Origin of the sequence: Hydrogenophaga sp., from assembly GCF_030373245.1 — a bacterium.
Classification (GTDB): Bacteria; Pseudomonadota; Gammaproteobacteria; order Burkholderiales; family Burkholderiaceae_C; genus Hydrogenophaga.
On record NZ_JAUCZF010000003.1, the window covers coordinates 319,920 to 331,963 of the forward strand.

12 protein-coding genes are annotated in these 12,044 nt (G+C 66.1%); 2 read left to right on the top strand and 10 right to left on the bottom strand.

Features of this window, described 5'->3' with window-relative positions:
- Positions 1 to 16: 16 nt before the first annotated feature.
- Positions 17 to 727, bottom strand: coding sequence for an HAD family hydrolase (locus QUV25_RS09585; protein WP_300863576.1), 711 nt, complete (start codon positions 725 to 727; stop codon positions 17 to 19).
- Between the two features lie 52 nt (positions 728 to 779).
- On the opposite strand from QUV25_RS09585, the gene hemH reads away from it, so the two are divergent.
- Both hemH and QUV25_RS09595 read left to right on the top strand, forming a co-directional pair.
- Complete coding sequence (gene hemH / locus QUV25_RS09590) at positions 780 to 1,871, top strand: ferrochelatase (protein ID WP_300863420.1); 1,092 nt, start codon at positions 780 to 782, stop codon at positions 1,869 to 1,871.
- 4 nt (positions 1,872 to 1,875) lie between these two features.
- A complete protein-coding gene (locus QUV25_RS09595) occupies positions 1,876 to 2,100 on the top strand; it encodes a hypothetical protein (protein ID WP_300863421.1) in 225 nt (74 codons plus the stop codon).
- A 51-nt stretch (positions 2,101 to 2,151) separates the two neighbouring features.
- Here QUV25_RS09595 and QUV25_RS09600 read toward each other — a convergent pair whose 3' ends face one another.
- The 9 genes from QUV25_RS09600 to QUV25_RS09640 all read right to left on the bottom strand — a co-directional run bounded on the left by QUV25_RS09600 (position 2,152) and on the right by QUV25_RS09640 (position 11,951).
- Complete coding sequence (locus QUV25_RS09600; protein ID WP_300863578.1) at positions 2,152 to 2,958, bottom strand: alpha/beta hydrolase; 807 nt, start codon at positions 2,956 to 2,958, stop codon at positions 2,152 to 2,154.
- A 68-nt stretch (positions 2,959 to 3,026) separates the two neighbouring features.
- Positions 3,027 to 4,127: a branched-chain amino acid ABC transporter permease gene (locus QUV25_RS09605; RefSeq protein WP_300863422.1), complete on the bottom strand. Its 1,101-nt coding sequence runs from the start codon at positions 4,125 to 4,127 to the stop codon at positions 3,027 to 3,029.
- Between the two features lie 154 nt (positions 4,128 to 4,281).
- Complete coding sequence (locus QUV25_RS09610) at positions 4,282 to 5,268, bottom strand: branched-chain amino acid ABC transporter permease (RefSeq protein WP_300863423.1); 987 nt, start codon at positions 5,266 to 5,268, stop codon at positions 4,282 to 4,284.
- Between the two features lie 85 nt (positions 5,269 to 5,353).
- Positions 5,354 to 6,091 (bottom strand): ABC transporter ATP-binding protein, encoded by a 738-nt coding sequence (locus QUV25_RS09615; protein ID WP_300863424.1) that lies wholly within the window; start codon positions 6,089 to 6,091, stop codon positions 5,354 to 5,356.
- Positions 6,088 to 6,846 carry an ABC transporter ATP-binding protein gene (locus QUV25_RS09620; protein ID WP_300863425.1) on the bottom strand — a complete coding sequence of 253 codons (759 nt, stop codon included), beginning with the start codon at positions 6,844 to 6,846 and terminating at the stop codon, positions 6,088 to 6,090. The genes QUV25_RS09615 and QUV25_RS09620 overlap by 4 nt, the downstream gene beginning before the upstream one ends.
- Before the next feature lie 163 nt (positions 6,847 to 7,009).
- The gene (locus QUV25_RS09625) at positions 7,010 to 8,209 is read right to left on the bottom strand and encodes a substrate-binding domain-containing protein (RefSeq protein WP_300863426.1); all 1,200 of its coding nucleotides are present in this window, start codon (positions 8,207 to 8,209) and stop codon (positions 7,010 to 7,012) included.
- Between the two features lie 162 nt (positions 8,210 to 8,371).
- A complete protein-coding gene (locus QUV25_RS09630) occupies positions 8,372 to 9,856 on the bottom strand; it encodes a sigma 54-interacting transcriptional regulator (RefSeq protein ID WP_300863427.1) in 1,485 nt (494 codons plus the stop codon).
- 39 nt (positions 9,857 to 9,895) lie between these two features.
- Positions 9,896 to 11,389 carry a tripartite tricarboxylate transporter permease gene (locus QUV25_RS09635; protein WP_300863428.1) on the bottom strand — a complete coding sequence of 498 codons (1,494 nt, stop codon included), beginning with the start codon at positions 11,387 to 11,389 and terminating at the stop codon, positions 9,896 to 9,898.
- A gap of 4 nt (positions 11,390 to 11,393) precedes the next feature.
- Positions 11,394 to 11,951, bottom strand: coding sequence for a tripartite tricarboxylate transporter TctB family protein (locus QUV25_RS09640; RefSeq protein ID WP_300863429.1), 558 nt, complete (start codon positions 11,949 to 11,951; stop codon positions 11,394 to 11,396).
- Between the last annotated feature and the right edge of the window lie 93 nt (positions 11,952 to 12,044).

Sequence of the window (12,044 nt, forward strand, 5' to 3'; positions counted from 1 at the left end):
CGTATGGGAAGTAGATTCAGCCGAACGCCTGGCACAGCGCCATCAGGTCCGACACGGTGAGGTGGGGCTGCAGCGGCGCATGCTCCCAGGGGTGATCCGCGCGGTTGACCCAGGCCAGCTGCATACCGGCGTTGAGCGCCCCCACGCCATCCAGGTGCGCATCGTCGCCGATGTGCAGCACCTGCTCTGCGCTCACGCCGGCCGCAGCGGCAGCGGCGTGGAAGATGCGCACATCGGGTTTGCCCACGCCGAACTCGCGCGCGCTGATGCTGGCGCGGAAATGTTCGCCCAGGCCGACCCGGCGCACGTCGGCGTTGCCGTTGGACAAGGCCACCACCGGAAACCGGCTGCTCAGGAAGGTGAGCGCGGGCAAGGCGTCGTCAAACAGCTCGACGCGCTGACGCTCGGCAAAAAACACCTCGAACGCGGTTTCGGCCAGCGCCGGGTCGTCGCCGGCGCGCTGCAGCAGCAGGCGGATCGATTCCCTGCGCAGCGCGCTCAGGTCGTGCGCCAGGTCAGGGCGCAGGGTCTGCATCTGGTTGCGCACCTCGCGCAGCGTGCCCTTGTCGCGGCCCAGGGCACCGGTGGCCGGCACATGGTCGTCCAGCCATTGCTGCAACACGCCCTCGGCGCGGGTGATGGTGGGCCAGATCGGCCAAAGCGTGTCGTCCAGATCCAGGGTGATGGCGCGCACCCGCTGCGGATCAAATTCCGAGGTCGGTGCCATGCCTGACAAAGCGGTGTTGTTGGGGATGTTCATGTCTGCGGGAGAATAGCGCATGCCTTTCCAAAAAGAACCGCCCTATTCCCATGGCCAGCCGCCGCGCACGGCCGTGGTGTACTGCAACCTCGGCACGCCCGACGAGCCCACCGCACCGGCCCTGCGCCGTTACCTGGCCGAATTCCTGGGCGACCACCGGGTGGTGGAGATCCCCAAAGCCCTGTGGTGGCTGATCCTGCACGGCATCATCCTTCGCGTGCGACCCAAGAAATCGGCTGCCAAGTACGCCAGCGTCTGGACGTCGGAGGGCTCGCCGCTCAAGGTCTGGACCGAAAAACAGGCCTTGCTGCTGCGCGGCTACCTCGGCGAGCGGGGTCACCAGGTCACGGTGCGCTATGCGATGCGCTACGGCAACCCGTCTATTCCCGAGGTGCTCGACGAGCTCAAGGCCCAGGGTGTGACCCGCATCCTGATCGCCTCGGCCTACCCGCAGTACAGCGGCACCACCACCGCCAGCGTGTTCGACGCCGTCGCGGTCTGGGCCCTCAACACCCGCCAGTTGCCCGAGCTGCGCTTCATCAACAGGTACCACGACGAGCGCGGCTACATCGAGGCGTTGGCCAAGAAGATCCGCGCCCACTGGATGCACCACGGCCAGAGCGAACAGTTGGTGATGAGCTTTCACGGCGTGCCCGAACGCACACTGGACCTGGGTGACCCCTACCACTGCGAATGCCACAAGACCGGCCGCCTGCTCGCGGAACACCTGGGGCTTTCTAAGGACCGCTACAAGGTCACCTTCCAGTCGCGCTTTGGCAAGGCCAAGTGGCTGGAGCCCTACACCGAGCCCTCGCTGATCGCACTGGCCCAGGCCGGCACCAAAAGCGTGGACGTGGTCTGCCCCGGCTTCACCAGCGACTGCCTGGAAACCCTGGAAGAGATCAACATGGAAGCGCGCGAGGCTTTCATGCACGCCGGCGGCGAGCAGTTTCAGTACATCGAATGCCTGAACGACAGCCCCGACTGGATCCGCGCCCTGACCGATCTCACCGAGCGCCACCTGCAAGGCTGGCCCACGATGGTGGCCGACGACCCGATGGAACTCAAAGCCAGCCGGGACCGCGCGCTGGCGCTGGGCGCCAAAAACTGAGGCGATGACCGCAGGGGCCAGGCACTGCGTGGTGGCCATGGGAGTGGTCTGCGCCGGTATGCTCACCGGCTGCAGCGCGCAGCAGGGTTATGCAAGCGCGCAGGCCTGGCAGCGCAGCCAGTGCCTGCAGATCGCCGATGCCCAGGAGCGCCGCCGCTGCCTCGATGCGGCCGACACGCCTTACAGCACCTACCAGCGGCAATCCGATTCGATCAAGACCAGCCCCTGAGCGTGCAGCGCCGCAAGCGTCGCGCTCTCGGTGGCCAGCCGAGGCGACCTGTCACGCGCCCCTGGACAGAAAACGCTCCACCAGATCGAGCTGCTCGGGCACGTTGAGGGCTGGCGCATGGCCGCAGCCTTCGATGGTCACCACCAGGGCGCGCGGCCCGCGGTCGCGCATGGCCTCGGCCGTGTCGGCCAGCAGCAGGTCGGACTCGGCACCGCGCAGACACAGCACCGGCGCGTCGATGCGATCGTACGCGTCCCAAAGCTCGTAATCGGCTGGGTGGTGGATGAACTGCATCACCATGGCCGGGTCGTAGTGCGGCGTGACCCGGCCATTGGGCAGGCGGCGCGTGGAGCTTTCGGTGAGCAGCGTCCACTGCGCATCCGACAGATGACCGTAGGGCTTGTAGACGGTGCGAAAGTAGCGCTCCAGCTCGCCCACCGTGGCGAACGAGGCTGGATTGCCCGCGTAGGATCGGATGCGCTCCACCGCGGGTGCGGCCAGCTGCGGGCCGATGTCGTTGAGCACCAGCCGCTGGATGCGGCCCTGCAGCGCACCGGCGGCACACACCATGCCGATGGCGCCGCCCATGGAGGTGCCGACCCAGTGGAAGCGGTCAAGCCCCAGCTGATCGACCAGGTCGCTCGCCAGCCTCGCGTAAAACGCCAGGCAGTACTCGGCCTCGGGCGACGGGCTCCACTGCGACAGGCCGCGGCCGATGGTGTCGGGACAGAGCACGCGGTAGCCCTGGCCTGACAGGTAGGCGGCCAGCGCGTCCATGTCGCGGCCGGTGCGCGCCAGGCCGTGCCACGCGACGACGGCGCCACGCACTGCCGCTCCCGGCGCGGGTGACCAGTCCATGCAGTGGATCTCACGGTCCGCACAGACCAGGTAGCGGGAGCGTGGCACGCCCGGGGCGCGGTCGTCGCTCACGACAGCCTCCTCAGACGGGCCAGCACCGCACGCTCGCGCAGCTTGCCCACCACCCCGCTGGGGAAGTAGTACACGGAGAGTACAAACAGCAGGCCCAGCCAGAGCAGCCAGCGATCGGGCGTGAGCAGCGCCGGCAGCAGCGGGATGCCCTCCGCGGCCTGACCTGCAGCGCGCAGCAGGTCTTGCAGGTAGCTCTGCGCCAGCACGAACACCACGCTGCCGATCAGCGCGCCGTAGACCGTGCCCATGCCGCCGATCACGACGATGAGCAGCACGTCGAGCATGATCTCAAACGACAGCGAAGTATCGGGCCCGTTGTAGCGCAGCCAGAGCGCGAGCAGGCAACCCGCCAGCGTGGCGAACAGCGCCGACAGCACGTTGGATAGCGTGCGGTAGACCACGGTGCGGTAACCCAGCGCCTCAGCGCGGAAGTCGTTTTCCCGGATCGCCTGCAGCACCCGGCCAAACGGCGAATTCACGATGCGCAGGATGGTCAGGAAAATGCCGCAGGTGGCCAGAAACAGCAGGTAGTAGCTGATCAGTCGCCCGTCCAGGTAGACCTCGCCCAGCGGCGTGTTCAACGGTTCTTCAAGGAGCTCGAACCCGGGCGAGAGCAGCTCGGGCACACCAAAACTCAGCCCGTCTTCGCCCCCGGTGAATTCCGAAAGCTGCGAGGCCAGCGTGAGAAATGCCGACGCCACGGCCAAGGTGATCATGGCAAAGAAGATGGCCCTCACCCGAAGCGAAAAGAGGCCGATCAGCAAAGAGAGCAGCAGCGAGGCCACCAGCGCCGCACCCACGCCCAGCGCCAGCACCCCCCAGCCCGGCTCTTCGGTGGACGACAGCGAAATCGCCACGCCGTAGGCGCCGATGCCAAAGAACATGGTGTGGGCGAAGCTCACGATGCCGGTGTAGCCCAGCAGCAGATCGAAGCTGGCCACCAGCGCCACGAAGATCAGCACCTTGGCCGCCACGTTGAGCGCCTTGACCCCGGGAAACAGGAAGGGCGCAAACGCCAGCCCGAGAAAAAGCACCACCAGCAAAGACGCAAGCCAGCGGCTGCGCGGCAGGTCGTTGGAGAGGAGTCTTCGGATCATGGGCAAGGTCTCTCGGTTGGGAGGGCGATGCCTGCGCTCCGCCCTTGCAGCAGGCATGCATCGAAGTCACGCAGCAGCAGCCGTGGAACCGGCTTCGCCGGGCCACTGGCTGTGCCCTCCTGGAGGGGGATGACGCCGAAGGCGGCGCGCGGGGTCATCTGGAGGTCACCGGATAAACGCCTTGTGGGCGCCACAGCAAGATGGCGACCATGAGCGCGATGTTGGAAAACAGCGCGACCTTAGGCACCAGGAAACCGGTGTAGTTCGCCATCAGCCCCACCAGCAAGGCACCGATCAGCGCCCCCAGCGTGGAGCCCAGGCCACCGATGATAATGACGATGAAGATCAGCACATTGACCTGCGCCCCCATCTGCGGAATCACGCTCTGCTGGTACAGGCCCCACATCACGCCACCCAGACCGGCCAGCGCGCTGCCGGCCACGAACACACCGACAAACAGTCGCTTGATGCGGTAGCCCAGCGACTCGACCATCTCGCGGTCCTGCACGCCGGCGCGGATCAGCAGGCCGACCTTGGTGCGGTTCAACGTCCACACCATGGCCGCAAACACCGCGGTGCCGACCAGCACGGCCAGGATGCGGTATTTCTCCACCGCCGCGTCGCCAAAGATCAACGAGCCGCGCAGCGCTTCGGGCAGGGGCAGCGGGATCTGCTGCGGACCCCAGATCACCTTGATCAGCTCCTCGCCAATGATCATTCCGCCCATGGTGATCAGGATCTGCTTGAGGTGCATGCCGTACACCGGTCTGATGATCAGCCGTTCAAACACCAGGCCCAGCGCGCCCGCCACCGCCATCGCCGCCAGCATGGCGGGAAACAGCGCCACGAGGTTGAGCCAGAGACTGTCGGCGGTGGTGTAACTGCCCATGCTGCCCAGCACCGTGGTGGCCACGAACGCTCCCAGCGCGATGAACACGCCGTGGCCGAAGTTAAGCACGTCCATCAGGCCGAACACCAGGGTGAGGCCCGAGGCGATGATGAAGATGATCATGCCCATGGCCAGGCCGGCCACCGTCAGCGTGAGCCAGGTCGAGGCGCTGCCCGTCAGCGGCAAGGCGATCAGTGCCAGCGCCGGCACCAGCGCCATCGGTTTCCAGTCAAGTTCTTTGAGTGTGATCATGCGTGTGTCTCCCACCGGGCCATCCCGAGGACGACCTGCCTGGTTTGGAAGGGCCGCGAAATCACGACGTGACGGGCGTGCGGTGTCATGGATGCGCTCCCAGTGAAAGGCCAAGCAGCCTGGACTGCATCGATTCGTCGGCCGCCAGCTCGGCCATGGAGCCGCTGTGAACCACGCGGCCGTCGTCCATCACCGCCATGGAGTCGCCCAGCTGCTTGGCGAAGTTGAAGTTCTGCTCCACGAGCAGGATGGTGGTCTGGGCCGCCTTGAGCTGCCGGAAAGCCTCGATCATGTTCTGGACGATGGCGGGCGCCAGGCCCTTGCTAGGCTCGTCGATGAGCAGCAGCTGGCGCGGCTCGACGATGGCGCGCGAGACCGCCAGCATCTGCTTCTGTCCGCCGCTGAGCTTGCCTGCCGGGTGGTTCCAGAATTTCTTCATGGCCGGGAACAGGCCGAAGATCCATTCCAGCCTCGTGGTGTCGATGTCGTCCAGCGTTCTCGCCCCGCGCGCCGCCAACAGCATGTTTTCCCTCACCGAGAGGTCGGAAAAAATGCCCATGCTCTCGGGCACGTAGGCCACACCCCCTTGTGCGATGTCGGGCGTCGGGCGGTGTGTGATGTCTTGTCCGTCGAGCACCACCCGGCCCTGACTGGCCTGCCACAGGCCCATGATGGTGCGCAGCGTGGTGGTCTTGCCCGCGCCATTGCGGCCCAGCAGCAGCGTGAGTTCACCCTGCGGCACCACCAGGTCCACCCCATGCAGGATGTGGTACGCGCCGATGTGCGTGTGCACACCTTCTAGCGTCAGCAACGGAGCACTCATGCGTCCACCTCTTCCGGGTTGATGCCCAGATAGGCCTGCTGCACCACCGGGGAAGCGATCACAGCCGCGGGCTCGCCATCGGCCACCAGTTCGCCGTTGTGCAGCACGATGATGCGGTCCGAGAGTTCGCGCACCACGTCCATCTTGTGTTCCACCAGCAGAATGGTCTTGGTCCGGTCGGCCTTGAGGTTGCGGATGAGGTTGAGGATCACCGGCGCTTCATCGACGCTCATGCCCGCCGTGGGTTCGTCGAACATGAAGACCTGCGGCTCCAGTGCCATCAGGATGCCGACCTCCAGCTTGCGCTGGTCGCCGTGCGGCAGGCTGCTGGCGAGCTGATCGCCCTTCTCCGCCAGCGCCACGGCTTCCAGCACCTCGTCGGCCCGCACCACGAGGTCGCGACGGTCGCTCCAGATGCGCCAGAGATTCAACCCCGCGCCGGCTCGAGCCTGCACCGCGAGCCGCACGTTTTCGCGCACCGTCAAATTCGGAAACAGGTTGGTGAGCTGGAACGCCCGGCCCAGACCGGCCTGGGCGCGTGCGGGCGCGCTCAGGGTCGAGATGTCGACGCCATTGAGCTTCACCTTTCCGGCCGACGCCTTGATCTGGCCCGAGATGAGGTTGAAGTACGTGGTCTTGCCCGCCCCGTTGGGGCCCACGATAGCGGTCAGCGTGCCCGGCTCGAACGCGCAGGACACGGCATTCACCGCCACGTGCCCGCCAAAGCGGGCCGTGAGATCAGAAGTTTCAAGCATGAAGTCTCCGAGCGCCACACCAACAGAGCGCAGCGCAAGTGCCCAAGCAGTCGTCGCAGCGCGACGACCCACCAGACATGCAGAGGATCTGGCTTTGCCAGGCCACAGGCATGGTCCCCCTTCCAGGGGGAAGCTGCGTCAGCGGCGCAGGGGGTAGCCCAGTTCAGCGCTTGTTGCGAATCGGCACGTCCATCTCGGCCGGCTTGATCTCGCGCACCAGCTCAGGCACACCCCAGGCAAACGCCGGATCGACCTTGATCTTGAAGTGGTACATGCTCTGCATCGCCTGATGGTCTTCCTTGCGGAAGGTCATGGTGCCCTTGGGCGTCTCGAAGCTCATGCCCTCCATGGTCTTGATGAGCTTGTTGGTGTTGGTGTCGCCGTTGCTCTTCTTGAGCGCCGTCACCACCGCCATTGCCGCCGAGAAGCCACCCGCGGTGAAGAAATCGGGTGGGCTCTTGAATTCCTTGTAATGCTGGGCGACCAGGGCCTCGTTCACCGGGTTCTTCGGGAGGCCGAAGTAGTAGTAGGTCGCGCCTTCCATGCCGGGAAAGTTCTTGTACGCCGCCATCGCGGGCAGGATGTTGCCGCCCGTCGCGATCTCGATGCCGTAGCGCTTCAGGTCCAGGTCGGCGATCTTGAACGGATTGCCCGCGCCGGCCCAGATGATGAAGATCACCTTGCGACCAGGCTGGTCCTTGAGTTTGTCGATCAGGCGCTGGGCACCGGCCGTGAAGTCGGTCGTGCTGGTCGGCAGGTACTCCTCGTGCACGATCTTGGCGGTTTTGATCGCGTCCTTGAACGCCTTCACTCCGTCACGACCAAACGCGTAGTCCTGCGCCAGCGTGGCCACGCTCACGCCGGCCTTGTCGAGCGCCACGGCGTTGGAGATCGCGTCCTGGCTGCTGTTGCGCCCGGTGCGGAAGATGTATTTGTTCCACTTCTCACCAGTGATCGAATCGGCCACGGCGGGCTCGACGACCAGGATCTTCTTGTATTCCTCGGCCACCGGCAGCATGGCCAGCGCCACGCCCGACGACGTGGGGCCCACGGCGATGTCGGCCTTGTCGTCCGAGTAGGCGGTGGCCAGCAGGCTGCGGCCCAGATCGGGCTTGCCCTGGTCGTCTTTCTCGATCACCACCAGTTTTTTGCCCGCCACCATCATCGTGCCGCCGGTCGCGTACTCCAGACCCATGCGGAAGCCGGTGGTGGTCTGCTTGCCATAGGCCTCCAGGGGACCGGTGAGGCTGTGCACGTGGGCGATGCGGATCTCGCCGCCGGCCTGGGCCAGGGCCGCCGTGGATGCAAGGGCGGCCGAACAGGCAAGGGCAATCACCGCAAAGCGGCGGGTGGTCTGGGTCATGTCTTGTCTCCTGGTTGAATGGGTCACCGCACGGTGGCCGTGCCATGAGCTACGCAGGCTTCATGCCAGACACGCGCGCCTTGATTTCAAAGGTTTTTTTGAAGCAACACCTTGTCGCTCGCCTGAAATTCAGACACATCCATCGATAAAAATGTCTATTTTTCAGACATCTGTCTGTTTTTCAGGCGTTTGGGCCAACCGATCGTACAGGCTGGCGCGCGATATCCCCAGCAGTCGCGCGGCGGCCGCGCGGTTGCCGCCGGTGTGTGCCAATGCCTCGGCGATGGCCGCCTGCTCGAGCGCGGCGATGCGGTCGGCCAGCGGCTGGATCGAAGTGCTACCGGTCGGCGACGCGCCCCCATCACGCGGCGCCTCGGCCACCAACGCGGGCGCAGGCGCCACCTGGCCGGACGCAGCCAGCACCGTGCGCACCTGGTCGACGTCGATCTGCGCCGAATCGCTGCGCAAGGCCAGCTGCTCCAGCACGTTGCGCAGTTCGCGGATGTTGCCGCGCCAGGGCTGAGCGGCCAACAGCGACAGGGCAGGCGCGCTGAGCTCCATGTGCTCACCCGCTCCGCGCACCGCGATGTCTTCGCACAGGGTTTCGGTGAGCAGGGTGATGTCGCCCTGGCGGTCCCGCAAGGGCGGCACCCTGATCGGCAGCACATTGAGGCGGTAGAACAGGTCTTCCCGGAAGTCACCATCGCGCACCATCTGCGCCAGGTCGCGTGAGGTGGCGGCAACCACGCGCACATCCACGCTCACCAGCTTGTTCGAGCCCAGCGGCTCCACCTCGCCCTCCTGCAAGGCGCGCAGCAGCTTGACCTGCACCGAAGGCGGCATGTCCCCCAGCTCGTCCAGAAACAGCGTGCCGCCGTCGGCCAGCTTGAACTTGCCATCGCGCCCCTTCTTGTCGGCCCCGGTGTAGGCCCCTGGCGCCACGCCGAAAAACTCGGCCTCCAGCAAGGTGTCGGGCACGGCCGCCATGTTCACGCTGACGAACGCCCGCCCGGCGCGCGGCGAAGCGGCGTGGATGGCATGGGCCAGCAGCTCCTTGCCGGTGCCGGTCTCACCCAGCAGCAGCACCGGGCTGCTCGACTGCGCCGCGCGACGCGCCTGGCGCTTGACCTCCAGCGCGCCGGCCGAGGTGCCGACGAAGCTGGCAAAGGTGTATTTGCTGCGGCGCTGATTCGCCAGCTCGCGCCGGGCGTCGTTCAGGTCTTGCTCCAGCCGCGCAAACTTGCTGATGAGCGGTTGCAGCGTGGTCTCGGGGTGGTCGAACAGCACGATGCCCAGCACACCGATCACGTCGCCCGACTCGTCGCGCAAGGGAATGCGGCTGACCACAAACGTACCGGCCTTGTTGGTCAGCAAGTCGATCAGAATCGGTTTGCCGGTGGCCAGCACCTGGTGCATCTGGGTGTTCTGCACCACGCTGGAGACCGGATGACCGACAAAGTCGCTCTCACGCTCGAAGCCCAGGGCAGGCAGGAAGCGACGGTACTGGTCGTTGATCCAGACCACGCGGCCCAGGCGGTCCACCAGCATCATGCCCTCGCTGGCGTTCGCAAACAGGTCGAACATCGACCTGGCAGCGAGTTCAAGAATGCTTTGTGCGTCGCGCGGCAGGCGGTCGTCCCGTGTCATGGCGGCATGGTAACCGCGCGGCGCCGGACAACCCTGCGCTCAGGCGCGTCGGTGCCAGGCCAGCAGGCGCGGCGTGACCAGCACCAGCACCACCACCGCCAGCAGCGTGGCCGACATCGGGCGCTGTACAAACACGAGCCAGCTGCCTTCCCCGATCGACAAGGCGTTGCGCATTTGCGCTTCGGCCAGTGGCCCGAGGATGAGGCCGACGATGACGGGTGCGGTGGGGAAGTCGTAGCGCCGCATCAGCACGCCGAGCATGCCCAGGCCATACATAAGGTAGAGGTCAAATGCGCTCTGGCGCATGCCGTACACGCCCACGGTGGCGAAGATCAGGATACCGGCGTAGAGCTGAGGTTTGGGAATCTTGAGCAGCTTGACCCACAGGCCCACCAGCGGCAGGTTGAGCACCAGCAGCATCACGTTGCCGATGTAGAGCGAGGCGATCAGCGCCCAGACCAGGTCGCCCGAGGTCTGGAACAGCTGCGGGCCGGCGTTGATGCCGTAGTTCTGCAGGGCGCTGAGCAGGATGGCGGCGGTGACCGAGGTCGGAATGCCCAGCGTCAGCAGGGGCACGAGCGTGGCGGTGACCGCGGCGTTGTTCGCCGCCTCGGGGCCGGCCACGCCTTCGATGGCGCCGGTGGTGCCGAACTCGGCCTGGTGCTCGGGTTTGGCCAGCTTGCGCTCAGCCGCGTAGCTGAGGAAGGTCGGGATCTCCGAGCCGCCCGCGGGAATGGTGCCAAATGGAAAACCGATGGCGGTACCGCGCAGCCAAGCAGGCCAGGAGCGGCGCCACTCGGTGCGTGTCATGTGCACCTTGTTGAGCTTGTTCATGTCGTTGGCGCTGCGGCCCTCGTAGAGCGCGTTGTACAGCGCCTCGGCCACTGCAAACAGGCCCACGGCCACCAGCACCACCTCGACGCCGTCCATGAACTCCATCACGCCGCCGGTGTAGCGCACCTGCGCGGTGATCTGGTCGATGCCCACCAGGCCCAGTGCCAGGCCGAAGAACAGCGCGGTCAGACCGCGCAACGTGCTCTTGCCCAGCACCGCGCTGACCGTGGTGAAGGCCAGCAGCATCAGACAGAAATACTCCGGTGGGCCCAGCTGCACCGCGAACTTGGCCAGGATGGGCGCAAACAGCGTGACCAGCACCGTGGCGATGCTGCCGGCCACAAACGAGCCGATGGCCGACGTGGCCAGCGCGGCGCCAGCGCGGCCATGTTTGGCCATCTTGAAGCCCTCGAGCGCGGTCACCATGGTGCCGGTCTCGCCGGGCGTGTTGAGCAGGATGGACGTGGTCGATCCACCGTACATGGCACCGTAGTAGATACCAGCAAAAAAGATCATCGACGCGGTGGGTTCGACCTGCCCGGTGATGGGCAGCAGCATCGCCACTGTCACCGCCGGACCCAGGCCCGGCAACACTCCAATGGCCGTACCCAGCGCGCAACCCGCCAGCGCCCACAGCAAGTTGACCGGCGTGGCAGCGGTGGCGAAGCCGCCAAGCAGTTGGGTGAGGATGTCGGTCATGGCGTCAGATCCAGCCGCTGCTGGAGATGCCCGGCAGATTCACCGCCAGCAGCTTGGTGAACAGCCAGTACACCGGCGCGGCGATCAGCATGCCGGTGACAGCGTCGATCAGCGTCTGGCGCAGGTTGCCAGCTGGCTTGCCTTCGCTGGCACGAAGGCCGCGCACCGCCAGCGTGAAGCACAGAGCACAGCTCAGGATGAAGCCGATGGTGGTGATGAGCGTGGCGTTGAGCAACACGCCGGCCGACACCCAGGCCAGCGCAACCCAGTCGCCGCGCGGTGCGCCAGAGGGCGTCTCCATTTGTCGATAGCCGCCGGTCAGCGCTTCGAAGATCAGCAGGCTGCCACAAATGGCCATGGCCGCGCTGATGACCCAGGGCAGGAAGTTGGGCCCGACGCCCGCGTAACCGGCTTCGGACGAGATGGATGTGGCGCCATACGCCAGCACCGCGGCCAACCCCAGCGCGCCCAGACCCACCAGCAGCTGACCCGCGCCTCGCGTGGCGACGGGGGGCTCACTGGCCCCCGGCGAGGAGGGTTCGAGAGGGCGTGAGGAATTCATGTGAAGAGTCCATGCGGCAGCCGTACCCGGCGCCTCGATCGCACCGGCGAGCCAGCAGTACAAAAAAGGGGCCCGGTACGCGTCAGCGAACGG

What these genes read in the sequence shown, in the direction of transcription:
- QUV25_RS09585 (WP_300863576.1), bottom strand. Translation starts at nt 727, where the DNA reads ATGGCACCGACCTCGGAATTTGATCCGCAGCGGGTGCGCGCCATCACC.
- hemH (WP_300863420.1), top strand. Translation starts at nt 780, where the DNA reads ATGCCTTTCCAAAAAGAACCGCCCTATTCCCATGGCCAGCCGCCGCGC.
- QUV25_RS09595 (WP_300863421.1), top strand. Translation starts at nt 1,876, where the DNA reads ATGACCGCAGGGGCCAGGCACTGCGTGGTGGCCATGGGAGTGGTCTGC.
- QUV25_RS09600 (WP_300863578.1), bottom strand. Translation starts at nt 2,958, where the DNA reads ATGGACTGGTCACCCGCGCCGGGAGCGGCAGTGCGTGGCGCCGTCGTC.
- QUV25_RS09605 (WP_300863422.1), bottom strand. Translation starts at nt 4,127, where the DNA reads ATGATCCGAAGACTCCTCTCCAACGACCTGCCGCGCAGCCGCTGGCTT.
- QUV25_RS09610 (WP_300863423.1), bottom strand. Translation starts at nt 5,268, where the DNA reads ATGATCACACTCAAAGAACTTGACTGGAAACCGATGGCGCTGGTGCCG.
- QUV25_RS09615 (WP_300863424.1), bottom strand. Translation starts at nt 6,091, where the DNA reads ATGAGTGCTCCGTTGCTGACGCTAGAAGGTGTGCACACGCACATCGGC.
- QUV25_RS09620 (WP_300863425.1), bottom strand. Translation starts at nt 6,846, where the DNA reads ATGCTTGAAACTTCTGATCTCACGGCCCGCTTTGGCGGGCACGTGGCG.
- QUV25_RS09625 (WP_300863426.1), bottom strand. Translation starts at nt 8,209, where the DNA reads ATGACCCAGACCACCCGCCGCTTTGCGGTGATTGCCCTTGCCTGTTCG.
- QUV25_RS09630 (WP_300863427.1), bottom strand. Translation starts at nt 9,856, where the DNA reads ATGACACGGGACGACCGCCTGCCGCGCGACGCACAAAGCATTCTTGAA.
- QUV25_RS09635 (WP_300863428.1), bottom strand. Translation starts at nt 11,389, where the DNA reads ATGACCGACATCCTCACCCAACTGCTTGGCGGCTTCGCCACCGCTGCC.
- QUV25_RS09640 (WP_300863429.1), bottom strand. Translation starts at nt 11,951, where the DNA reads ATGAATTCCTCACGCCCTCTCGAACCCTCCTCGCCGGGGGCCAGTGAG.